Below are 22,592 nucleotides of genomic sequence, written 5' to 3'. Positions count from 1 at the left end.
CAACCGATGATGCTTATGAGGAGAATCAATGACAAAGCCGCAGATGATCTTGGGTATGCACCTGGGCAACGGATACGGATCCCAGTCCTCAGCCTGGCGTGCCCCTCAGGTGGATCCTGCGAATTACTCGAGCTTCGACGCGCAGGTCCGCTACGCGCAGGCCGCTGAGCGTGGGAAGTTCGCCTTCCTGTTCCTCCCGGACTTCCCCGGCCTGCAGGCCGACGTGGACCACGAGGCCCCCTCGATGACTTTGGAACCGATGATGACCCTCGCGGCGATCGCCCGAGCCACAGAGCGCATCGGCCTCGTCGCTACCGGGTCCACGAGCTTCGGTGAGCCTTTCAACCTCGCACGCCAGTTCAAGGCCCTGGACGTGATGAGCCATGGCCGTGCCGGGTGGAACGCGGTCACGACCAGTGACCCAGCTGCTGCGGCGAACTTCGGCCAGGCCCTGGCATCCCGATCGGAGCGCTACCAGCGCGCCCACGAGATTATCCAGATCGCTCAGGCCCTCTGGGGAAGCTGGGGGCAGGACGCCTGGATCAAGGACCAGAAAACGGGCCGCTTCGCCGACCCTGAAAAGATCCAGGCGATCAATATGCAGGGCGGGCATGTTGCCTCCCGCGGGCCGCTGCCCATTCCACCGTCCGAACAGGGCCAGCCCGTGATCTTCTCCGCCGGTGGAGGCGCAAACGGGCTTGAGATCGCCGGCCGCTATGCCAATGGCGTCATCGGTGCCACGTTCACCATCGACGATGCCCGCGCACAGCGCCAGGCCTACCGCGACGCCGCGGCCAGGGCAGGACGGAACCCGGATGAGATCACGTTCTTCGCCGGAGTCGTGCCGGCCATCGGCAAGACCAAACGTGCCGCCCTTGACCGGCGCGTGCAACTCGGTGAGCTCACTGCAGCATCCCGTGTCCCCTACCTCGGCTCGATGCTGAACCTTCACCTGGACCCGAGCCAGCTCGACGAACCACTGACCGCTCAGGAGCTGGCGGTCGCCGCCCCGAGCCCGTTCGACCCCCGCTCACCCCGAGCGCTCGAGGTCGCCCGTGAGGGATGGACGCTCCGCGACATCCTCGCCCACGGCGTCATCGACTACCACCCCACCCCCGTCGGTGAAGCATCAATAACCGCGGACCACATGCAGGAATGGTTCGAAGCCGGCGCCTGCGACGGATTCTGGGTCTCCATCGACGTCAACGAGGACGGCATCGACACCTTCGTCGACGAGGTCGTGCCTCTCCTGCAGGAACGCGGCATCTACCACCACGACTACGACGGCACCACCCTCCACGACCATCTCCACGCACCCGCCCAATACGGACTCGACCCACGCCTCACATTCCCTACGACATAGGAAACTCCACGCTGTCACAATGCCCGGAAGAGGATTCTTCGCTGACCTCGAAAATCGAGGACGATCACCGCGCCTCCTGGGCGTCGTGATCAGTTGCTGACGTCGAAGTCGAGGTTAAGGCGTTCCGGGCTGGACAGCCCCCGCTAGGTGGAGGTCACGCGTGCGCTGGGCAGGGCCGCGGCGATCGGCATCCGATCAACCCCAACCAGCTGCTCAAGGTTCAGCCCTGTGAGCGCGGCGATGTCACGGATCGGCACCTGAAAAGTCCGGAACGGACCCAACGGCGGCGCGTCATCCCCGACAGCATCCCCCATGGCGCCGGGCTTCGGCACGTCGTCGAGATCAGCGAGCTGCGGGGTCTGGTCCACCACATACCCCATCGCAGCCAACGCACCATCCTGCAGGAACACGGCGACCTTGAAGTACCGCAATGGGATCTCCACACCCCGGTACACGGGGTCGACGTCGCTGAAGATCGGCCCCGTAAAGACGATCAGCCGCCGCCCGTTGTCCGCGGCGTTTTCGACGAGGTACGTCTCCAGGCCCAGCCAGCCCGCGGTCGATGTCGTTGCGCGCGTAGACCCGCTCCCCTGTCTGCTGATCCTCAGGCAGCCGCGGACTCAACCGCCAGTCGATGCCCGACCGACCGAGGTCGATGAGCTTCGCCCCGTCGATCCCGAGAGCTGTGATCGCGGCCAGGCGCTTGTCCGGGCGCATCAGCACCGAGAAGTGCGCGTGTATGGGAGCAGAACCGTCTCGATCCCAGCCAGTACCGGCACGCGCACCGGTACGCCGAGGAACTGCTCGTCGAACCCCTCACGGCCGGCGAGACTCGCAGCCGTGGCGTTGTGCGCGATTTCAGGTGTAGGCAGGGTGGCGTCCATCCGGTGAAGCTACCAGCGGCAAGTGCCACGGTGAACGATCCAACCAGGAGTAGAACCGGCACCTTCGCGAACCACGAGGCAGCTCACAGACGTTGCACAACGTCCAGGCCTTTGAACAATTCTGTTGCAGAAGCCGCAGAAGGACCCAAGAACAACACGATACGAGCCGATCTGCGCTGTTGCGCTGGGTGTACCCATACGCAACGCTACCGACCCTGGTTGAGTGAATTGATAGGGCACCTCGAGACCGTTGACCGGCTTCGACCAACCGCTGGGTCTTTCTCCAGGTGTCGAACCGATGGCTAGGACATAATGCCATGCTCAGGAGCATCGTCATGGAAGCGTTTGCCGCCGCTGGAGAAGTCCCAGAGCCTGAGCTTGATCGCCTCGAACCAGTCGTCGAGGTACTCGTCCACCGTGCCGTGATGTTGCACGTAGGCGTCGTTGAGGCTCCCGGCTCCGCCCCGCAAAGTCGGTCCGACCCATGCGCGCGCCGCCTCGACCTCAGCTTCGGTGGGGTCCGCCCGCATATCCAGCGCCATCGCCTCGTACTGCTGCGCCAGAGCTGGAAGACGCCGCACCCTCAACAGGGAGCCGAAGGCCAGCATGTCGAGACTCACTGCGTGCAGGTTCGTCGCCAGCGGGTCTTCCACCTCGGACCCTGACGGGTAGCCGACCCAGTTCCTACTGCCCGCGAGGAACGCCTTCTGGGCCAGACTCAGGGCGTTGTACGCGTCGTTGCCTGGGAACCTCGTGTCCTCCACCAGCCGGCTCAACAGCTCGCGCGTGCCCACCATTCGACGCTCCGTACCCTGTCCGTCCATGAGGCCATACGTCCATTCGTGTCCCCCGCCGAACAGCTTCTTGGGCGTGCGTGTGATCGCTCTGATCCAGCGTTCCCGATACGTCATGCCGACCTCGTGTCTCCTCCGTCGCCCCTCACGCCACTGTACGAGATGTCCTTCTCACTCTCAGGAACCCCTGACTGCCACATCACCCCTGGACGGTGCGCGACAGGGACATCGTCCTATGTGCGACCCGTGCTGAGGGTGTGCCCCGACGCCATCGTTCGGACGAGGAGCAGAACCCGTCGCAACCCCGCGGAACACCAACAGGACTTCCGCACATGGCTCCTGCCACACTCCTGGCCGAGGTTGGACGTAGCACAAGCCACGGATGCCGAAGATGTCCTTCTCCACTGTGCAGGAGGCGCAGCGCCTCCCCTCGCACAGCAGTAGCCCCGTTAGACGCCGCCCCACCGACACCCGGTAGGCCGACCCTGCACGCAACCCCTCCAGCACTGCGTGCAGGAAGTCAGCCATGATGCGGTGAACACACAGTCACCACGGTCACCGAAGGTGGCACCGATCAACTCAGGCGTCTATCGCGGGGCGGACGATCAATTCCATGATCACCAGGTAGTGCGCCCATGACGGGGCAGCAGTGACAGACGATCCTCGCCCTGTCGAGCTCGACGTGACCTCGCGGCGCGGTTGCACGCTGTCCTGCTGCTCAGTGAAGCTTGATAGCCGGAACGAGCGTGTGACGCAGACGCGTCACACCACATGCTTGAGGAGGTTCAGGTGGACCCTTATACCGAACGATTGGGGAGGCCTCTGGAGCACACCACAGCCGTCGACCTCCAATTGGCCATCTTCGACATCGTTGAGCAGGCTCGTGGCCTGTCCTTTCGCGAGGCACGTGAGATCTTCGCCGAAGAGCTTTCCGCCAGGAAGATCACTCCGCCCAGCGGCTTATGGATTGATGCTGCCATGACGTCCGCCGCGCTCGGCAACCACTACATCATCAGTAACGAAGCCCGCTGGGGAGCTGAAATAGCGCTCGAGCACCGGGAACAAGAGAACGGTCCACGCCAGGAACGTCGCGCGTAGATAGCGTAGATAGCACTGTCGCCTCGCCGGTCGAGCTCGATCCAGAGCAGCACAAGCCCCCCAACCAACTGCGACCCCGAGCCCGTTCGACCCCCGCTTCCCACGCGCGGTGGAGATCAAACTCGAGGGATTCCTCGACGACGTCGACTCCTTCCTGCAGGAAGGCGGACTTGACCACCGGGACTACGACGGCACTACCCTCCGCGACCACCTCCGCGCCCTCACCCAGAACGGACTCGACCCCCGCCCCCGGAAACTCCACGCCATGAAGAACCAGCCGCACCAGCGCACCCCGTCACCACGGCGAGCACCGACTCCACAGGGACCACCCTGCGGGTGGGAGCGCAGCCTTCCTCATCCACTCGTACTCCCGCCGCCGCGCGTCGTCCGTGACCTGGCCGGCGCCGGGGCGTGGTGTCCCTTGGGCATCAACGTGCTGCCGGACGCACCGTGGAGAGAGTCCATGTACTGCTGGAGTGCGGCCTGGGGTATGAGGTACGAGCGGCCTACGCGCACGCTGTACAGCGCTCCGGACTACACCAAGCTGTACACCGTCATCTTCGACACCCTGATGCTCAGCGCAATCTCCCCCACCGTCGGGTGTCCCGTCGCGGTCCACTTGTCGCGGACATCGAACCCGACCCTGTACCGCTCGATCGACTCCTCCGTCAGCTCCCCCAGGGTGGACAGGCCGAGCATCTCCAGGATCCTGTAGGCATGGCCTTCGATGGCGCGAATCGGCACCTGCAGTCTTCCTGTGATGCTGACGCGCGTTTCGTCGCGGATGACCATCAGCGCAATCAGTTCCTGCCGATCGGTCAGCGGACGCTGCACCGGCGAAGGGCCGCGCTCCTCGTCATCGGCACTGGTCATGGTCATCAGTGAATGGTCACGAACTGCGAAAGGCGATGGTGCGAGCATGGTGAGACCTCCAGCGGAAGGGACAGGGCATGGTGCCGACGTACAGGGATGCCGCCCTTCCTCAGTCTCGCGGCGTGTCTCGGGCACTAGCAAGATCCTCTTCAGGACGCGTTTGGAAGAGGACATGAGACCGGACCGGACCGGACCGGTGCTGCGGTGACCGGTCCGGGGCAGGTGAGGTCTGGTCAGGGCTGCTCGCTGCTCCTGACGAAGCTCACTCCGAACGGTGGTGCCGTCCGTGACGTCGGAGGCCCACGGCACGCCGAGGGCGAAGAATAGGCCACCTCCTCGCCCTCGCGGCCGAGCAGACCCCGCACCCGGAGACTGCTCACCGCCGCTCGCCCATCGTCCAGGTCCAGGTCCAGGTCCAGGTGTGACAACGTGGCCACCTCGGTCAGGGTCACCGAACGCCCCTGATAGATGATGGCCGGCAGCATCTCGTCCTGCATTCTCGCCCTCCTGGTGGTCGTGCACATCGCTGTCCGCCGGCCCTCGTTCGGATCGTCGTCACGAGCGCGTGCGTGCGTGCCGGTCAGGTTCTGCACCGCCACCTCACACTCGTCCCCTGGTTCACGCCGTGCGGATTACTACGGCCATCCGCCGAGGTGGGCGCAACTCGGCCGGTCCTGAAGGCGCTCGGCCACGATCCCCTCTCCGTCGGCTCGTCTGCCCGGTCGCCCGAGGCATGGGGCTCGGAGCGCGCAGCAGCGCAACGGCGCCGGAGCACCCATCGGGTCTGTAGGCTTTCCCTCATGCACGATGCCCTTGGTCCCGCGACGCTCGACGCCGCAACGAGCGGACTGGTCGGAGCACCTGGAGGCGTGCAGCGAGTCGCGAGCCCCCGCAGTTCCGGCCGTACGGCACCAGAAGTGACGACAACTGCTGTCGACGGCGTGCCAGGCGTTCTGGCGCGTCCGGGAGGCACTCCGGCGGTCCTCGAGCAGTTGACGGATCTCGGGGCGCAGCTCTTCGGCCCTGATCGCGCCGTACCCTGCGGGCTCATGTTCAGGCGTCAGGGCGAGCAGGCGCTCTTCCTCAGCGTCTCCCCCGTGGTATTGGCGCTCTACGCCGCCCTCAACGCGCAGCATGCGGCGGACGCCGGGCCCGCGCCCCTGGCCCTCGAGGCGCCGGGCCCGCAGGTGGCCGACGACACGAGCGATCCGACCTATCCCCCGTTCTTCGCGGTGACGGCGGCGGTTGGATTCCTCTCGATTCTCAGCATTCCCCTCGCCCTCGACGGCGGGGACCGAGCGGCTCTGAACTTCTACGCTCGCCCCGCCGCATTCTTCACCCCGGAGCGCCAGCACATTGCGGCCGTCTTCGCGGAGCAGGCCGGCGCGACCGCGCGGACGCACATCCGGCTGAACGCCAGCGAGAAGCTCACGGACGACCTGCAGGCAGCCATGCGGTCCCGGACGGGCATCGACATCGCGATCGGGATCATCGTCGCCCAGAACCGCTGCTCGCAGGACGAGGCCTTCGGCATCCTCAAGCGCGCCTCGATGGCCCGCAACATCAAGCTGAAGGACCTCGCGGCGGGCATCATCACCCAGGCCGGCGGAGCCGGGACCCGCACGCATTTCGGTACCTGATGCGCCTCGTGGCAGCAGTGCCGGACGGCGACGGGTGCAGGATGCAGCCGTTCCACCACCGGCGTCGTCCGCGCCTCTCCCCCACCCCACGGAACGGGACCGGATGACCGGACCCTTGAACTCGGAGACCCCATGAGCAGCCAGGTGCAGATCACCACGACCACCCGCGCGTTGTCCGAGGCGAACCTGGAGCTGTCGCAGCTCTGGATGCGGTACTACGCGATCGGCGGAGCCGTCTCGGGGTATGAGGTCGAGGCGTATCTCGGTGGGCTGCTGATCCTGCCCGGACCGGAACGGGATCTTCTCGCTGACGCCATGAACGAGCTGCTCGAGCAGACCTCCGTTCTGACGCGGGTACCGCAGAGCGGGGCGCAGTCCGACGGCGGCTCGGAACAGGACCCGAGAAAGGCCCTGGGAGCGGCGGCCGCCTTCCTGTTCACGGACGGCGAGGCAGAACAGGAGCGCCTCGACGCCGTCACCCGCACCCACCTGCTGGACACCGCTTCGGAGCAGCGATTCGACCGGTACACCGCCCTGGTGCGGACGCACCTCGGGGTGCGCTCCTCGATCATCGCCCTGATCGACGACCACAGGATGTTCCTGAAGTCCGTCCTCGGACCGATCGAGCAGAACCTGCCCCGGGAGATCACCTTCTGCAATGCGACGATCCGGAATGCAGGGCCGCTGATCATCCCGGACGCCCTGAAGGACGCACGCTTCGCCGCGAATCCCCTGGTGCTCGGGGAACCCCGCATCCGCTTCTACGCGGGCTATCCCCTGCGCGGCCAGGGCGGTTGGACCGTGGGCACCCTCTGCGCGATCGACCAGGCGCCGCGCGACTTCAGCGCAGCGGACGAGCGGTTCCTGCAGGAGGTGGCCCTCGCGGTCGAGGCCGAGATCGCCCGCTGACATACTCGACGCGGCAGGATCGGATGCGTCGGCAGGGCGCACGAAGAAGCTCCCGTCCCGCGGGAGGCGGGTGACGGGAGCTCCGGGTCGCGCGGGCGGTGACTACGCCAGGAGCGTCGGCTTCAGTTGCTGGAGGCGGCCGAGGAGCCCGTTGACGAACTTCGGCGACTCGTCGGTGGAGAGCATCTTGGCGAGCTCGACAGCCTCACTCACGGCAACTCCGTCGGGGACGTCGTCGTTGTAGAGCAGTTCCCAGCTCCCGATCCGGAGGATCATGAGGTCCACGGCGGGCATCCGGTCGAGGGTCCAGCCCTGCGAATAGGTGCTGAGGAATTCGTCGATCTGCTCCTGGTGCTCCAGCACACCCTCGACGACGTCGACGGTGTAGTCGGCGATGACCATGTCGGTCTTCTCCCGGCGCGCTCGGATGACCTCGAGGGCCGGCATCTCACGCTGTGTCGACTCGAACAGGATGTCCAGGGCCCGGCGTCGTGCCTTGCTGCGTGCGCTCACTCGTTGACGCGTCCCAGGTACTCGCCCGTGCGGGTGTCGACCTTGACCTTGGTGCCGTTGCCGAGGAACAGCGGGACCTGGATCTCGTGGCCGGTCTCCACGGTGGCCGGCTTGGTGCCGCCGGTGGAGCGGTCACCCTGCAGGCCGGGCTCGGTGTAGGTGATCTCGAGCGTGACCGATGCCGGGAGCTCGACGTAGAGGGGCGAGCCCTCGTGCATGGCGATGGTGGCCATCTGGCTCTCCAGCATGAAGTTGGCCGCGTTGCCGACCGTCTTTCCCGGGACCGTGATCTGGTCGTAGTCCGTGGTGTCCATGAAGACGAAGTCCTCGCCGTCCTTGTACAGGTACTGGTAATCGCGGCGGTCGACGGTGGCCGTCTCGATCTTCAGGCCGGCGTTGAAGGTCTTGTCGACGACCTTCCCCGAGAGGATGTTGCGGAGCTTGGTGCGGACGAAGGCGCCACCCTTGCCGGGCTTGACGTGCTGGAATTCGAGGACGTTCCAGAGGTTGCCCTCGAGCTTCAGCACAGTGCCGTTCTTGATGTCGTTCGTGGTCGCCACAGATTCACTTTCGTCGGTTTCGGACGTGTCGTCGTCGGACACGGGAGCGGATGGGCCGGCCGAGGCGCAGCGGGCGCGCCGGAGCGCGCCGAAAGTCCGTGGCCCAGTCTACCCTGTGCACGCGGACCGGCTGCTAGGGACCCGGCAGCCCGTGGAACGGCCGGGGCCCGGTCAGGAGGCGATCTCCTGGTACGCCGCGAAGAGGAGCGACGTGTCCGGGACCTCGAGCATGCCGGGACGTCCGACGCCGTCGAGCACCACGAAGCGGAGCAGGTCGCCGCGCGACTTCTTGTCCCGGCGCATCCCGTCCAGCAGGGCGGCCCAGCGGTCCCGCCGGTAGGTGACGGGCAGCCCGAGGGATTCGAGGACGCTGCGGTGGCGGTCGGCGTCTGCATCGCTCAGCCGCCCCACCATGCGGGAGAGTTCGGCCGCGAAGACGAGCCCCACGGACACCGCGGCCCCGTGGCGCCAGGAGTACCGTTCCGCCAGTTCGATGGCGTGCCCGAGCGTGTGCCCGTAGTTGAGGTACTCGCGCCGGCCGGATTCGCGGAGGTCCTCGGAGACCACCTCCGCCTTGACCCGGATGGACCGCTCGACGAGTTCACGGAGCACCGGTGAGCCGGCGTCCGTCGCCGCAGCGGTGTCACCCTCGATCAACTCGAGGATCGCCGGATCCGCGATGAAGCCGCACTTCACCACCTCGGCGAGACCCGTGACGAGCTCGTTCCTGGGCAGGGTCCCCAGGGCGTCGAGGTCCACGAGAACGCCCGCGGGGGGATGGAACGCACCCACGAGGTTCTTGCCCTCGGCCGTGTTGATCCCCGTCTTGCCACCCACGGCGGCGTCGACCATGCCCAGCAGGCTCGTGGGTAGGTGGACCACCCTGACGCCCCGCAGCCAGGTCGCGGCGACGAAGCCGCCCAGGTCCGTCACGGCGCCGCCACCCACGGTGACCACGGCGTCCGAGCGCGTGAAGTCGTTCTGTCCGAGGACCTGCCAGCAGAAGGCGGCCACCTGGATGTGCTTGCCTTCCTCGGCGTCCGGGATCTCCGCGGTGACCGCGGTGAATCCGGCCTCCGCCAGCTCGTCGCGGACTGTGTCCCCCGTGGCCCGCAGGGCGCGCGGGTGGATCACCAGGACGCGGCGCACCCGCTCACCGAGGATCTCCGGGAGGCGTCCGAGCAGTCCGCGTCCCACGACGACGTCGTAGGTGCTCTCGCTGGTGCTTCCGGTGACCGGGATGATGGTCGCGTCGTCAGGGGCCATGGGGGTGGAGTCCGATCTCGTGGTTCTGGTCCGGGGCGGGCGTGTCGTCAGGCCCGTCGTGCTGGTCGTTCTCGGCGTGCGGCAGGGCACCGGTCCGTTTCGTCGGCTTCGTCGCCGCGGCAGGCGGATGCGACGGTGGTCGGCCGACATCGAGGGGAAGGGCTTTCAGAACGGCGTCGGTCGTCGCGCGGACCGACAGGCCACGGCAGTCGACGACGACGTCGGCGACGTCCTGGTACACCGGCCTGCGGGCGAGGTACAGCTCCTGCCACCGCTCGGCGGGCCGGCCGGCAAGCAGGGGGCGCGCAGCGTCCCCCTCGATCCGCGGGAGGACGGTGGCGAGATCGGTGTCCAGGAACACGACGACGGCGTCGGCGAGGAGCTCCCGCGTCCTGTCGTGCAGCACCGCACCGCCGCCCAGGGACACGACCGCGCCGGGCACCAGTGACTCTGCCACCACCTCGGCTTCCAGGGAGCGGAAGCCCTGCTCGCCGTCGCGCTCGAAGATCTTCGCGATACTGCCGTGGCGCGAGACGATCACGCGATCGGTGTCGACGAACCGCGCGCCCGTGCGCAGCGCCAGCACCCGACCCACCGTCGATTTGCCCACGGCCATGGGACCCACGAGCACCACAGGCCGGTCCAGCTGCATCAGGCCTGCGCGGAGCCCAGGAACTCCGGGATGTTCTCGAGGTACGTGCGGAGGTTCCGCCTGGTCTCATCGAGGGAGTCGCCGCCGAACTTCTCGGTGACCGCTTCGGCGAGGACCAGGGCCGTCATGGCCTCGGCGACGACGCCGGCCGCGGGCACGGCGCAGACATCCGACCGCTGGTGGTGGGCACGGGCGGCGGCACCCGTGCTGACGTCCACGGTGCGCAGGGCACGCGGCACGGTCGCGATGGGCTTCATGGCAGCGCGGACGCGCAGGATGTCCCCGATACTCATGCCGCCCTCGACCCCGCCGGCGCGGTTGCTGGCACGCACGATCTTGCCGTCGTCGTCGCGGATGATCTCGTCATGGGCGGCGGTCCCGCGGCGCGCCGCGGTCTCGAAGCCGTCGCCGACCTCGACGCCCTTGATCGCCTGGATGCCCATGAGGGCCGCAGCGAGCCGTGCGTCGAGTCGCCGGTCCCAGTGCACGTAGCTGCCGAGGCCGGGCGGGAGGCCGTAGGCCACCACTTCGACGACACCGCCGAGGGTCTCGCCCTCCTTGTGGGCCGCGTCGACCTCGGCCACCATGGCGTCCGAGGTGTCGCGGTGGAAGCAGCGCAGCGGGTCGGTGTCGAGGGCGATGACATCGCTCGGCCTCGGCAACGGGGCGTCCTCGGGCACGGACACCGAGGCGATGGACACCGTGTGGCTGACGAGGCGGATGCCGAGGCCCTCGAGGAACTTCACGGCGACGGCGCCGAGCGCCACGCGTGTGGCGGTCTCGCGGGCGCTGGCCCGTTCGAGCACGGGGCGCGCCTCGTCGAAGCCGTACTTCTGCATCCCGGTGAAGTCGGCGTGTCCGGGCCGCGGCCGCGTGAGGGGTGCGTTGCGCGCGGAATCGGCGAGCTCGGCGGCGTCCTCCTCGCTCAATGGATCGGCGGACATGATCTTGTCCCACTTGGGCCACTCGGTGTTCGCGACCTCGATGGCCACGGGACCGCCCTGGGTCACACCATGGCGCACCCCGCCGATGATCCGGACCTGGTCCTGCTCGAACTTCATCCGGGCGCCGCGGCCGTAGCCGAGCCTGCGCCGGGCCAGGGACTCCTGGATGTCGGTACTCGTGATACCCACCCCGGCGGGCATCCCCTCGATGATCCCGACCACGGCGGGGCCGTGCGATTCTCCTGCCGTCAGCCAACGCAACATGGCTCCCATACTGCCATGCAGCAGGGCGGTGATCAGCGTCGGGTCACGCCGACCGCGTCACACATCACGCCGAGCACCGCGGCGCGGTCCTGCGCCACCTCGGGGAAGAACAGGCGCACCTGCTCCACCGCCTGATGCAGCAGCATGTCGAGGCCGGGGACGATGGTCCCGCCGGCCCGCTCCCACGCGTCGGCGAGCACGCTCGGCCAGGGGTCGTAGGCGACGTCGAGCAGTGTCGCCTGCGTGCGGAAGCGCTCGTCAGCGGCGAGTTTCCTGCCGAGGTCGTCGGCCGCCCGCGGCGGGAGGGTCGAGAGGACGACGTCGGCCGACCGCACGCGCTCCCCCGCGCTGTCCCACGACTGGAGGGAGACGTCGATCCCGAGGGCCGAGCCGATCCGCAGCAGGTCTGCGGCGGCGCCGGGGCGCCGGACCAGCACCGTGACGGCGCGCGCTCCGAGCCCGGCTAGACCTGCCACCGCCGCGGCGGCCGTGCCGCCACCTCCGAGGATCACGCCGCGCGCAGGATCGACGACGCCCGCTGCGGCCAGCGCATGCGAGATACCGGCGACGTCCGTGTTGTGCGCCTGCAGGCGCACATCGCCGCCTGCGTGCTCGACCACGACGGTGTTCGCGACGCCGAGGACTTCGACGAGCTCCGAGACGCCGTCGGCCAGCCGTGCGATGCCGGGCTTGAGCGGCATGGTGACGGACAGTCCCCGCCAGCCCGGCGTGCTCCGTACGTCGGTGACGAAACCGGTGAGGGCCGACTCCGGCACGTCGATGGCGCTGTAGTCGCAGTCGACGCCGATGAGGCGATAGGCAGCCGCGTGCAGCACGGGCGACTTCGAGTGACCGATCGGCGAACCGATCACGGCGGCGCGCAGATCAGGCGCCGCCGATGCGTCCCGAACCACCTACTCGCATCGCCCGGGGTTGTCCCCGCACCAGGCGTCGTACTCGGCGACGTACCGGAGGTGCTCCGCGTAGGTCTCGGAGAACTTCGTCTCGGCCGTATCGAGGTTGACGGTCACCCAGAAGTAGAACGGCACGTCGGCGGGATTGACCGTGGCGTCGATCGCCTCGTCGCTCGGCGAGCCGATCGGACCCTTCGGGAGCCCTGGATTGGCGAAGGTGTTGTACGGATTGCTGGTGTCAGCCTTCTCCTCGGGACTCAGCTGGTAGGTCCGCTTGCCGAGTCCGTAGGCCACCGTGGCGTCGGACTGCAGGAGCCCGTTCGTCTCGGTATTCCCCGGGGTGAGGCGGTTGTTGATGGACCCCGCGACGGTCGCATAATCGCCCTCGCCGGCTTCCGCCTGCACGATGCTCGCGATGGTCAGGATCCGGTACTGCTCGCTCGGATCGGTGACGCCGTCCTGCGCGAGGCGGTCGGTGGTCGCCTTGACCATCTCCGCCACGATCTCGGTGGCGGTGGCCTCGACGTCGAAGCGGTACTCACCCGGGTGCAGGTACCCCTCCAGGGACAGCGCCTCGGGCGGCAACCCGAACTCCGTGGGCTCGGCCGCCAAGGCGTCGAACTCGGCCCGCGGGATCCCCGTGGACGTGCTGAGGATGTCGAACACCTCACCCTGGCGCAGGTCACGGGCGACAGCGGCGTAGGAGACGAGGGATGGATCCTCTCCGAGGAGTGCCTCTGCGGCATCGGCGGCCGGCATCTGGAGCCGCATCTCGTACTCGCCGGGCTGTACCTCGCGGCCCTCCGAGATGCCACCGAGCGCGTCGATGAAGGTCTGGGAGTCCGCGACGATGTCCGCGCTCTCGAGTCCGGTACCGATCGCCAGCGCGCCGGCGCCTTCGGGAACGGTGAAGACGGTCGTCTCACCGCCCGGCCCGGGATAGTCCGTCACCTCGTTCAGGCCGATCGCGTCCCGGAGCATCAGCGCCGCAGCGTACACCGTTCCCGCGAAGAGCATGAGGACCACGAGCAGGACGACCGTCCGGCGGAGACGCCGCCGCTGCTTGGCCTTCGAGGCCGGCCGGCGAGAGCTGCGCCGGGGCGCCTCCTGGGCCGCGAAGAACTCCTCGACGGGTTCGGGGTGCGCGTAGTCGGCGTCGTCGTACGCCTCCGGGTGCTGGTCCGGGGTGTCCTGGGGCGTGGAGGGGTTGTGGGTCCGATGGTTCACGACTCCTGGTCCCTCCTGCTCGGCGTGCTGTGCTTGATAACTGGCTCCTCCGTAGGGGTCAGCAACGGGTCCTGAGCGCCCGGTGCGTCACGCACAGGAACCGGATCCCCCACGTCCCGTCCACGTGAACGTTGCATGTCGATGGCGTGCTGGAGAATTTCGACGGCCGCCACCTGATCCACTACCTTACGATGCTCCCGGCTGCTCAGACCAGCGGAATGTAGCGATCGGTGCGCGGATACGGTACTGAGCCGCTCGTCGACCAGCCGTACCGGTAACGGATGGGACTGCCGGGATAGTTCCCCCACGAGCAGGTCGGCGTACGTCCTCGCCATCTCCGCGGAGGCACCCTCCCTGCCGGACATGTTCTTCGGCAGCCCCACGATGACCTGCACGGCGCCCCGCTCGATCGCCTCGCGCACCACGATCCGGATGTCGCTGTTCCTGCGGGGGTCCCGCTTCATGGTGCGGACGGGCGTGGCGAGCAGGCCGTCCCGGTCCGACGCCGCAAGCCCGACGCGGACCTGCCCGACGTCGACCCCCAGCTTGGGCCCACGGGGGTACGGGGCTGCGGACGGGCAGGCCTCCGCTCCCCCGTCGCCCTCGGACACCGGAACGGTCAGCGCTCGGCGACCGCGGAGCGGATCGCCGAGAGCGCATCGGGGATGCGTGCGGCGTCGGATCCGCCGCCCTGCGCGACGTCGTCCTTGCCGCCACCGCCGCCCCCGAGGATCTTCGCGGCGGTGCGGACGAGGGCACCCGCCTTCACGCCGGCGGCCCGGGCCGCTTCATTGGTCGCCACGAGGACGAGCGGGCGGTCCTGGGAGACACCCGTGGCGGCGACGACGGCGGGTTCGGAACCGAGCCGGCCCCGCAGGTCCAGCACGAGGGTGCGGAGCTCGTCCGCGCCACCGATCGAGCCCGCATCGTGGGCGATCAGGCGGACGCCGTCGACGTCGACCGCCGTGTCGACGAGCGATCCCGCGGCCGCGGCGAGCTGTTCCTTCCGCAGGCGGTCCAGCTCCTTCTCCGCGGTCTTGAGCTTGGACAGCGTGGCGGAGAGCCGCTCGGGCAGCTGCGCGGAGGGGACCTTGAGCATGTCGGACAGCTCGGAGACCAGGGCGCGTTCGGCGGCCAGATGGCGGAAGGCGTCGAGCCCCACGAGGGCCTCGACGCGCCGGTTCCCCGAGCCGACGGACTGCTCGCCGAGCAGGGTCAGGCTGCCGATGAGCGACGTCGAGGCGACGTGGGTACCGCCGCACAGTTCCCGGGAGAACTCGGCATTCATCTCGACGACCCTCACCGTGTCCCCGTACGCCTCGCCGAACAGCGCCGTTGCACCGAGCGCCTTCGCGTCGGCGAGGGACATGATCTTCGTCTCCACCTCGTAGTTGTTGCGGATCGCGATGTTCGAGACCTCCTCGATCTCCGAGCGGGCGGCGGCACTGATGCCCTCGCCCCAGGAGAAGTCGAAACGGAGGTAACCGGCCTTGTTGAAGGATCCGCGCTGGAGCGCCTCGGGGCCGAGGATCTCGTGGAGTGCCGCGTGGACGATGTGCGTCCCCGAGTGGGCCTGCTCGCCCGCGTGGCGGCGCTGCCGGTCGACGGCGGCCGTGACGGTGGCGCCCTGCGCGATCTCACCCTCGCGGACCACCGCGCGGTGGACGCTCAGGCCCTTGACCGGGCGCTGGACGTCGAGGACCTCGACCACGAAGCCGTCGCCCGTGATGAGCCCGACGTCCGCCGCCTGGCCGCCTGCTTCCGCGTAGAAGGGCGTCTGGTCCAGGACCACCTCGATCTCGTCGCCCTGCAGGGCGCTGGGGATCGACTGTCCCTTGTCGAGGACCGCGACGACGAGGGCCTCGGTGGTCAGCTCGTCATAGCCCGTGAAGACGGTCTGACCCCGTCCGAGGAGTTCGGTGAAGACGGAGAGGTCGGCGTGGCCGGCCTTCTTGCCCCGGGCATCCGCCTGCGCCCGTTGGCGCTGCTCGAGCATGAGGGAGCGGAAGCCGTCGGCGTCGACGGCGAGGCCGGCCTCCTCCGCCATCTCCAGCGTGAGGTCGATCGGGAAGCCGTAGGTGTCGTGGAGCGTGAAGGCTTCCTCGCCCGAGAGCTGGCGCTGCTCGGCGAGCGATTCGCGCACGGCGTCCTCGAGACGCGCGGTCCCGGAGGCGATGGTGCGCAGGAAGGCCTTCTCCTCGGCGTAGGCGATGCGGCTGATGCGCTCGAAATCGCTCTCGACCTCCGGGTACACACCCTTCATCGCGTCACGCGATGCGGGGAGCAGTTCGGGGAGGCAGGCCTTCTCGACGCCGAGGAGCCGCATGGCACGCACGGCGCGACGGATGAGGCGGCGCAGCACGTATCCGCGTCCCTCGTTCGAGGGTGACACGCCGTCGGCGATGAGCATCAGTGAGGAGCGGATGTGGTCGGCGACCACCCGCATCCGGACGTCGTCGGTGTGGTGGGGGTCCTCGGGTGACTCGGCGCTCGTGTAGGCCCTGCCGCTCAGCGCTGCGGCCCGGTCGAGGACGGGGCGCACCTGGTCGGTCTCGTACATGTTCTCGACGCCCTGCAGGATCATGGCGAGCCGCTCGAGGCCGAGACCGGTGTCGATGTTCTTCTTGGGGAGCTCGCCGAGGATCTCGAAGTCGTCCTTGCCCGTGCCCTCGCCACGCTGGTACTGCATGAACACGAGGTTCCAGATCTCGACGTACCGGGTGTCGTCGGCCTCCGGGCCGCCGTCGATCCCGTACTCGGGGCCGCGGTCGTAGAAGATCTCCGAGCAGGGGCCGGCGGGGCCGGGTTGCCCGGTGGACCAGTAGTTGTCCTTCTTGCCCATCTTCTGGATGCGATCGGCGGGGACGCCGATGCTGTCGCGCCAGATGCCCAGCGCTTCCTCGTCCTCGTGGTAGACGGTGATCCAGAGCTTCTCCGCGGGCAGACCGAAGCCGCCGTCGGCGACGTCGCTGGTCAGCAAGTTCCAGGCCATGCGGATGGCCTCGGCCTTGAAGTAGTCGCCGAAGGAGAAGTTGCCGCACATCTGGAAGAAGGTGCCATGGCGTGCGGTCTTCCCGACCTCCTCGATGTCTCCCGTGCGGATGCACTTCTGCACGCTGGTCGCACGGTCGTAGGGCGCCTCCTCGCGGGCGGTGAGGTACGGGATGAAGGGCACCATGCCGGCCACGGTGAACAGGAGCGAGGGATCGGAGGAGACCAGCGAGGCCGACGGCACGACCGTGTGCCCGTTCTTCTCGAAGTAGCTCAGCCAGCGGCTGGCGATCTCGTGGGACTTCATGGGAGGAACATCCTTCGTTCAGTGGTCTGGACGCTGCCGTGGGCGCGTCCGGGCACGGGGGCCGACGCCGGTCCGTGGCTGCGGCGCCTGCGGGACGTACCGCGCGCCGGAGGGTCTGCTAGCGGAGGGAGCGGCGCGAGGCGGGAGCGGCGTCGGCCTCCGGCGCAGGGGCAGCGGGGGCCGCGGGCGCCTCTACGCCGAGGGCGGCGCGGAGATCGGTCTCCCGCTCGGACATCGCGGACCGGAGGGCGTCGGTGAAATCGGCGAGGCTGTCGCTGATCTGTCCGACGGCACGGTTGAGCCCCTCGGGCCCGAGGTTCGACTTCGCCTGCGACACCTTGCGTACGGCGATGACGCCGATGGTGATACCGGCGGCCAGCCAGAAAGCTCTTCTGATCATCGTTTCTCTCCGGGGTTCGTGGGTCTAGCGGCTGCGGCGTCGGCGCGCGGGTGCGGTCCGGCCGGCGAGTGCGGAGCGGACGCCGTAGGAGAACGCCGACACCTTGATGAGCGGGGAGCCGATCGTCGCGGCGATGAGCGACGACAGCGCGGAGATGTTGGCCGAGGCGTCGGAGACGTTCGAGGTGATGCCGTCGACGGTCTTGAGCTGCTGGTGCGTGGTGCTCACGGTGCTGGTGACTTCCTCGATCAGCGGCGTCGTCCCGTCGGTGACGGTCCGGATCGCCGTGCGCAGCTCGTCGAGGACCCGCCCGAGCTTCCAGATCGGTACGGCCAGCAGCAGGACCAGGACGGCGAACATGCCAGCAGCTATCAGGCCCGCAATATCTCCACCTGACATGGGCGGTCTCCTTTACGCAGGGGTGCACCGCCTCCATGGGCGGGCGTGGGAATTCTTGGCTCCTAGTACCTTACAGAACGAAGAGCCCGCGGCGTGTGCCGCGGGCTCTTGGTCCACACTGCTCGCAGATGCCGGCTGGTTCGCAGCCGGTACCGGGCGACTAGCGTGCGTAGTACTCGACGACGAGCTGCTCTTCGCAGGTCACGGGGACCTCGGAGCGCTTCGGGCGACGCACGAGGCGCGCCTGGAGCTTGTCGAGCTGGACATCCAGGTAGCCGGGGACGGCGGGGAGGACGTCGCGGTGCGCACCGGCGGCGGCAACCTGCAGCGGGACCATGGTCTCGCTGCGGCTGTGCACGTGGATGAGCTGGCCTTCGGCCACGCGGAAGGACGGGCGGTCCACGCGGGCGCCGTCGACCATGATGTGGCGGTGCACGATCAGCTGGCGGGCCTGTGCGCTCGTCCGGGCGAAGCCGGCGCGGAGCACGAGGGCATCGAGACGCATCTCGAGCAGCTCGATCAGGTTCTCACCGGTCAGGCCTGCGGTGCGGCGCGCTTCCTCGAAGATGCGGGCCATCTGCGCTTCGCGGATGTTGTACTGGGCGCGGAGTCGCTGCTTTTCGCGCAGGCGGACGGCGTAGTCGCTGTCCTGCTTGCGACGCGCGCGGCCGTGCTGGCCCGGCGCGTAGGGCCGACGCTCGAGGTACTTCTCGGCCTTGGGGGTCAGAGCAATGCCGAGGGCCCGCGAGATGCGGACCTTGCGGCGGGCACGTGTGTTGTTAGCCACGTTCACCTTTCGATTTTTGCGGCGAAGAAGCGGAGTGAGCCACGGGGGCGTCCGCACTTCCTGGTGTCGCTGGCCTCCACTTGCGGAGAGCCGGGATTGGCCGCTTCCCGGTACTACAGTCCGCCGCGACCCTGGCCGCCCGCGCACACACCATCAGCGGAACTGCCGGGATGCGAGGGGAGGCTGGTACACGACGACTTGCCAGTCAGCGTCCAATGGTACCAGCGCCACGGGTCGGGTCCGAATCACGAGGACCCGGACGGATCGGCCGGGCCCGGGCCTATTTCCCGCGGATGATGCGGCGCAGCTTCGACACCCTCGACGCGATGTCGCGCTCGACACCACGGTCCGTCGGCTCGTAGTAGTCCCGACCCACGAGGTCGTCCGGTGCGTACTGCTGGAGGGCGATCCCGTGGGGCTCGTCATGGGAGTACACGTAGCCCTTGCCGTGCCCCAGCTGGGACGCGCCGGGGTAGTGCGCGTCCCTGAGGTGCGCGGGGATGCCCTGCCCCCGCCCGGCCCGGACGTCGGCAATGGCGGCATTGATGCCGTTGTAGGCGGCGTTGGACTTGGGCGCCGTCGCGATGTGCACCACCGCTTCCGCGAGGATGATCCGCGCCTCGGGCATCCCGACGAGCTGGACGGCCTGCGCGGCCGCGACGGCGGTCTGCAGCGCCGTCGGATCGGCCATCCCCACGTCCTCGGCGGCGGAGATCATGAGCCGGCGCGCGATGAACCGCGGGTCCTCCCCCGCCTCGAGCATCTTCGCGACATAGTGCAGGGCTGCGTCGACGTCGGACCCGCGGAGCGACTTGATGAACGCGCTGGCGACGTCGTAGTGCTGGTCCCCTGCGCGGTCGTAGCGCAGGGCTGCGACGTCCACCGCCTTCTCGGCGTGCTCGAGCGTGACCAGGACGGGGAGGACCGACCCGTCGCTGCCGGCCCCGTCGCCGTCCTCCCCGTCGTCCGCTTCGTCCGCACCGGGTCGTCCCGCGGAGGGGTCACCCTGCGCCTCGGGTCGTGCTCGTTGCTCGGGTTGCTCCGACTGCGCGACGCCGGCGGCCGCCTCCAGGGCTGTCAGCCCGCGCCGGGCATCGCCCGCAGCAAGGCGGACGAGGTGTTCGAGTGCCTCCTGCGACAGTTCGACGGACCCGGCGAGGCCGCGCTCGTCGGTCACGGCGCGCTCCAGGAGGCCCCTGACGTCGGCTTCGTCGAGCGGCCTGAGGGTCTGGAGCAGGGATCGGGACAACAGGGGCGAGACCACCGAGAAGGAGGGGTTCTCGGTGGTCGCGGCGATCAGCACCACCCAGCCGTTCTCCACGCCCGGCAGCAGCGCATCCTGCTGGGCCTTGTTGAACCTGTGGATCTCGTCGAGGAACAGCACGGTGGTCTGCCGGTACAGGTCACGGGTGGTCAGGGCTTCATCCATGACGCGGCGGACGTCCTTGACGCCGGCGGTGATGGCGGACAGTTCCACGAACGTCCGGCCCTGGCCGCGGGCGATCACGTGCGCCAGTGTGGTCTTGCCCGTGCCGGGAGGGCCCCAGAGGATCACCGACGACGGCGCCGCATGCGCACCCGGATCGTGCTCACCCGCGAGTGTGCGCAGCGGGGCGCCGCGACCGAGCAGGTGCTGCTGGCCGACCACCTCGTCGAGCGTGCGCGGGCGCATGCGCACCGCGAGCGGACTGCGCGGGCGTGCGGAGCCGGAGGGCCTCGCGCCCCGAGCGCCACGGACGGCGGAACCGTCCGCTCCGTCGTCGTCGGAAGCCGCGCTGAATAGATCGTCCACGACGTCAACGTTACTGTGGGCCACTGACCCCCCGAGCACCACCCGGACCCGCCGGGCGCGTGTCCGCGCGGCGCCGCCGCACCGCCGTCACCGGTCCCTCCGCTCCTGCGGAGAGCCTGACGGCACGCGGCCGAACGGAAGGTGATCATGCCCACGCCCAGATCGGTGCTCGTCGAGCCGGCGCGCCTGCCCGGCTGGCTCGCCCGCTTCGAGGAACGGAACGGCGCCTACGCCATCGAGCCCGGCACGACCGCGGACCACGGCGTCGGCCTCGTCGCCGCCAACGGCTGCAGGGCGCGGCTGACCCCCCCGCTGCCCGGACCCGGCACCGTGGGAGGTGCGCCCGCGCCGATGGACCGCGAGGCCCTGCTCGCAGCGGTGCTGCCGGACGCCGAGCAGTCGCACACGGTCGGTCTGGTGCTCGTGCGCCGCGGCGGGTACTCCGTGGGAGTGGCGCGCGGCGGACAGATCGTGTCCTCGAAGACCGGTACGCGGTACGTCCAGGGCCGCACGGCGGCCGGCGGGTGGTCGCAGCAACGCTTCGCACGCCGCCGGGCGAACCAGGCGGATGCGCTCGTCGAGGAGACGGCCGTGCGGGCGGCGGCGCTCTTCCGTGCCGACCCGCCGTCGTGCCTGCAGCTCGGCGGGGACAGGACGCTCGCGGCCGCCGTCCTGGCGGAACCGGTCCTGGCGCTCGTCGCCGATCTGCCGCGGGTGCCCTTCCTGACCGTGCCGGATCCCCGCTTCGTGGTGCTGAAGGACGCGGCCCGCACGGCGCTCGCCGTGCGCATCGCCGTGCGCATCGCCGTGACGGACCCTCCGGCCGGGACTCCGGACGCCGGCAGCACGGACACCGGAGCCTGAACCCTCGGGCAGTTCTTCGCAGCGGGCGGCGCGCGGCCCGGGCCGCGATGTTCTCGACGGCCTCGGCGTGCAGGACCGCGTAGGTGTCATCGGTGACCGACCGGGGTGCGGGGTGTGGACCGCCCTTGGCGCCGTGAGCAGCGCATGGTCCGCCGGCAGGGGTTCGACGTCGAAGGCGTCCGGTCGGGCTCCCCGGAGGCGCCCGCTCCGGAGTGCTCGGATCAGCGCGTCGGTGTCGTCGAGCAGTCCTCCCGAGGTGTTCACGAGGACCGCCGAGGACGTATCAGCGCCGGTTCACGGGCCCCGACGATCCCTCGGCTGCGGTCGGTCGGCGCGTGGACCGTCGCGACGTCGGGCAACGCGAACGGCTCCTCGTGGCCCACCGTCCGTGCGCCGGCTTCCGCTGCCCGTGCCGGATCGAGGTTCTGGCTCCCGCGCTCGGGTCAGGTGCCGGAGTGGCCGCCGTCCGCAGCCCGGCTGCCTGCCGCAGCCCGCAGGGAGGCGATCGCGGCGGCGGCGTCCTCGGCCCCGTACACGGAGGAACCGGCCACGAAGACCGTCGCCCCGGCATCGGCTGCGCGGAGGATGGTCTCCTCGGTGATCCCGCCGTCCACCTGGATCACGAGGGGCAGGCCGGCACCCCGGATGGCGTCCGCTGCGCGGCGGATCTTCGGCAGGGTGAAATCCAGGAAGGACTGGCCGCCGAATCCGGGCTCCACCGTCATGACGAGCAGCAGGTCCAGCTCCCCCAGCAGGTCGAGGTAGGGCTCCACGGGGCTGGCCGGACGCAGCGCCATGCCCGCTCTCGCACCGATGCTCCGCAGCTCCCGGGCCAGCTTCACGGGAGCCGCGGCGGCCTCCGCATGGAAGGTCACCGACGCGGCTCCCGTCTCCGCGTACTGCGGTGCCCAGCGGTCGGCGTCCTCGATCATGAGGTGGACGTCGAGGGGAAGGGGACTGACCTCCTGGATGCGCCGGACGATCGGCAGCCCGAGCGTCAGGTTGGGCACGAAGTGGTTGTCCATGACGTCGACGTGCACCGCATCCGCGGTGGAGATGCGCTGCAGCTCGGCCTGCAGGTTGACGAAGTCCGCCGAGAGGATGCTCGGATTGATGCGGAGGTGGGTCACAGCCGTTCCTTTCGTTGCGGC

General features: G+C 69.0%; 24 protein-coding genes and 1 pseudogene. 5 read left to right on the top strand and 20 right to left on the bottom strand.

Features of this window, described 5'->3' with window-relative positions:
* Positions 1-28: 28 nt before the first annotated feature.
* A complete protein-coding gene (locus ACTIMO_RS10540; RefSeq protein WP_448182374.1) occupies positions 29-1,363 on the top strand; it encodes an NtaA/DmoA family FMN-dependent monooxygenase in 1,335 nt (444 codons plus the stop codon).
* 143 nt (positions 1,364-1,506) lie between these two features.
* Here the strand turns inward: ACTIMO_RS10540 and ACTIMO_RS10535 are convergent, their stop codons facing one another.
* From ACTIMO_RS10535 to ACTIMO_RS10525, 3 genes are all read right to left on the bottom strand, one after another.
* Positions 1,507-1,905 carry a DNA/RNA non-specific endonuclease gene (locus ACTIMO_RS10535; protein WP_448182391.1) on the bottom strand — a complete coding sequence of 133 codons (399 nt, stop codon included), beginning with the start codon at positions 1,903-1,905 and terminating at the stop codon, positions 1,507-1,509.
* Positions 1,906-2,079: 174 nt separating this feature from the next.
* On the bottom strand, positions 2,080-2,247 hold the full coding sequence (locus tag ACTIMO_RS10530; RefSeq protein WP_448182373.1) for a hypothetical protein: 168 nt from the start codon (positions 2,245-2,247) through the stop codon (positions 2,080-2,082).
* 302 nt (positions 2,248-2,549) lie between these two features.
* Positions 2,550-3,158 carry a hypothetical protein gene (locus ACTIMO_RS10525; protein WP_448182372.1) on the bottom strand — a complete coding sequence of 203 codons (609 nt, stop codon included), beginning with the start codon at positions 3,156-3,158 and terminating at the stop codon, positions 2,550-2,552.
* 654 nt (positions 3,159-3,812) lie between these two features.
* On the opposite strand from ACTIMO_RS10525, the gene ACTIMO_RS10520 reads away from it, so the two are divergent.
* Positions 3,813-4,139: a hypothetical protein gene (locus ACTIMO_RS10520; protein WP_448182371.1), complete on the top strand. Its 327-nt coding sequence runs from the start codon at positions 3,813-3,815 to the stop codon at positions 4,137-4,139.
* Between the two features lie 534 nt (positions 4,140-4,673).
* On the opposite strand, the gene ACTIMO_RS10515 is transcribed toward ACTIMO_RS10520, so the two are convergent.
* A complete protein-coding gene (locus tag ACTIMO_RS10515) occupies positions 4,674-5,018 on the bottom strand; it encodes a hypothetical protein (protein WP_448182370.1) in 345 nt (114 codons plus the stop codon).
* 227 nt (positions 5,019-5,245) lie between these two features.
* Entirely contained in the window at positions 5,246-5,509 is a 264-nt protein-coding gene (locus ACTIMO_RS10510) for a hypothetical protein (protein WP_448182369.1), read from the bottom strand.
* 303 nt (positions 5,510-5,812) lie between these two features.
* Here ACTIMO_RS10510 and ACTIMO_RS10505 point away from each other — a divergent pair, with 303 nt between their 5' ends.
* A complete protein-coding gene (locus tag ACTIMO_RS10505; RefSeq protein ID WP_448182368.1) occupies positions 5,813-6,652 on the top strand; it encodes a GAF and ANTAR domain-containing protein in 840 nt (279 codons plus the stop codon).
* 132 nt (positions 6,653-6,784) lie between these two features.
* Positions 6,785-7,561, top strand: a complete 777-nt coding sequence (locus ACTIMO_RS10500) for a GAF domain-containing protein (RefSeq protein ID WP_448182367.1) — start codon at positions 6,785-6,787, stop codon at positions 7,559-7,561.
* Between the two features lie 102 nt (positions 7,562-7,663).
* Here the strand turns inward: ACTIMO_RS10500 and nusB are convergent, their stop codons facing one another.
* The 13 genes from nusB to ACTIMO_RS10435 all read right to left on the bottom strand — a co-directional run bounded on the left by nusB (position 7,664) and on the right by ACTIMO_RS10435 (position 20,577).
* Positions 7,664-8,074, bottom strand: coding sequence for a transcription antitermination factor NusB (gene nusB, locus ACTIMO_RS10495; protein WP_055771373.1), 411 nt, complete (start codon positions 8,072-8,074; stop codon positions 7,664-7,666).
* The gene (efp, locus tag ACTIMO_RS10490) at positions 8,071-8,634 is read right to left on the bottom strand and encodes an elongation factor P (RefSeq protein WP_055771376.1); all 564 of its coding nucleotides are present in this window, start codon (positions 8,632-8,634) and stop codon (positions 8,071-8,073) included. Before efp ends, nusB begins: the two co-directional genes overlap by 4 nt.
* Positions 8,635-8,805: 171 nt before the next feature.
* Positions 8,806-9,900: a 3-dehydroquinate synthase gene (gene aroB, locus ACTIMO_RS10485; RefSeq protein ID WP_448182366.1), complete on the bottom strand. Its 1,095-nt coding sequence runs from the start codon at positions 9,898-9,900 to the stop codon at positions 8,806-8,808.
* Positions 9,890-10,552 carry a shikimate kinase gene (locus ACTIMO_RS10480; RefSeq protein ID WP_448182365.1) on the bottom strand — a complete coding sequence of 221 codons (663 nt, stop codon included), beginning with the start codon at positions 10,550-10,552 and terminating at the stop codon, positions 9,890-9,892. Before ACTIMO_RS10480 ends, aroB begins: the two co-directional genes overlap by 11 nt.
* On the bottom strand, positions 10,552-11,760 hold the full coding sequence (gene aroC, locus ACTIMO_RS10475) for a chorismate synthase (RefSeq protein ID WP_448182364.1): 1,209 nt from the start codon (positions 11,758-11,760) through the stop codon (positions 10,552-10,554). Before aroC ends, ACTIMO_RS10480 begins: the two co-directional genes overlap by 1 nt.
* Before the next feature lie 32 nt (positions 11,761-11,792).
* Positions 11,793-12,674 (bottom strand): shikimate dehydrogenase, encoded by an 882-nt coding sequence (locus tag ACTIMO_RS10470; protein ID WP_448182363.1) that lies wholly within the window; start codon positions 12,672-12,674, stop codon positions 11,793-11,795.
* Positions 12,675-13,901, bottom strand: coding sequence for an endolytic transglycosylase MltG (locus tag ACTIMO_RS10465; protein ID WP_448182362.1), 1,227 nt, complete (start codon positions 13,899-13,901; stop codon positions 12,675-12,677). It abuts the gene before it with no gap.
* Complete coding sequence (ruvX, locus tag ACTIMO_RS10460) at positions 13,898-14,512, bottom strand: Holliday junction resolvase RuvX (RefSeq protein WP_448182361.1); 615 nt, start codon at positions 14,510-14,512, stop codon at positions 13,898-13,900. Before ruvX ends, ACTIMO_RS10465 begins: the two co-directional genes overlap by 4 nt.
* A gap of 8 nt (positions 14,513-14,520) precedes the next feature.
* A complete protein-coding gene (gene alaS / locus ACTIMO_RS10455) occupies positions 14,521-17,199 on the bottom strand; it encodes an alanine--tRNA ligase (protein ID WP_055771396.1) in 2,679 nt (892 codons plus the stop codon).
* 118 nt (positions 17,200-17,317) lie between these two features.
* Positions 17,318-17,599: a DUF6167 family protein gene (locus ACTIMO_RS10450; protein ID WP_055771399.1), complete on the bottom strand. Its 282-nt coding sequence runs from the start codon at positions 17,597-17,599 to the stop codon at positions 17,318-17,320.
* A 24-nt stretch (positions 17,600-17,623) separates the two neighbouring features.
* Positions 17,624-17,998: a DUF948 domain-containing protein gene (locus ACTIMO_RS10445; RefSeq protein ID WP_448182360.1), complete on the bottom strand. Its 375-nt coding sequence runs from the start codon at positions 17,996-17,998 to the stop codon at positions 17,624-17,626.
* A gap of 160 nt (positions 17,999-18,158) precedes the next feature.
* Entirely contained in the window at positions 18,159-18,785 is a 627-nt protein-coding gene (gene rpsD, locus ACTIMO_RS10440) for a 30S ribosomal protein S4 (RefSeq protein ID WP_055771608.1), read from the bottom strand.
* 280 nt (positions 18,786-19,065) lie between these two features.
* Positions 19,066-20,577, bottom strand: coding sequence for a replication-associated recombination protein A (locus ACTIMO_RS10435; RefSeq protein ID WP_448182359.1), 1,512 nt, complete (start codon positions 20,575-20,577; stop codon positions 19,066-19,068).
* Between the two features lie 147 nt (positions 20,578-20,724).
* Here ACTIMO_RS10435 and ACTIMO_RS10430 point away from each other — a divergent pair, with 147 nt between their 5' ends.
* Positions 20,725-21,441, top strand: a complete 717-nt coding sequence (locus ACTIMO_RS10430) for an acVLRF1 family peptidyl-tRNA hydrolase (RefSeq protein ID WP_448182358.1) — start codon at positions 20,725-20,727, stop codon at positions 21,439-21,441.
* 114 nt (positions 21,442-21,555) lie between these two features.
* Here the strand turns inward: ACTIMO_RS10430 and ACTIMO_RS10425 are convergent.
* Both ACTIMO_RS10425 and rpe read right to left on the bottom strand, forming a co-directional pair.
* A pseudogene (locus ACTIMO_RS10425) lies at positions 21,556-21,708 on the bottom strand (NAD(P)-dependent oxidoreductase); the annotation flags it as partial.
* 176 nt (positions 21,709-21,884) lie between these two features.
* The gene (gene rpe / locus ACTIMO_RS10420) at positions 21,885-22,571 is read right to left on the bottom strand and encodes a ribulose-phosphate 3-epimerase (protein ID WP_448182357.1); all 687 of its coding nucleotides are present in this window, start codon (positions 22,569-22,571) and stop codon (positions 21,885-21,887) included.
* Positions 22,572-22,592 lie beyond the last annotated feature (21 nt).

Source organism: Arthrobacter sp. CP30 (genome assembly GCF_053470025.1).
Note: the sequence above shows the minus strand (reverse complement) of the source record. Positions and strands in the feature narration are given on the sequence as shown.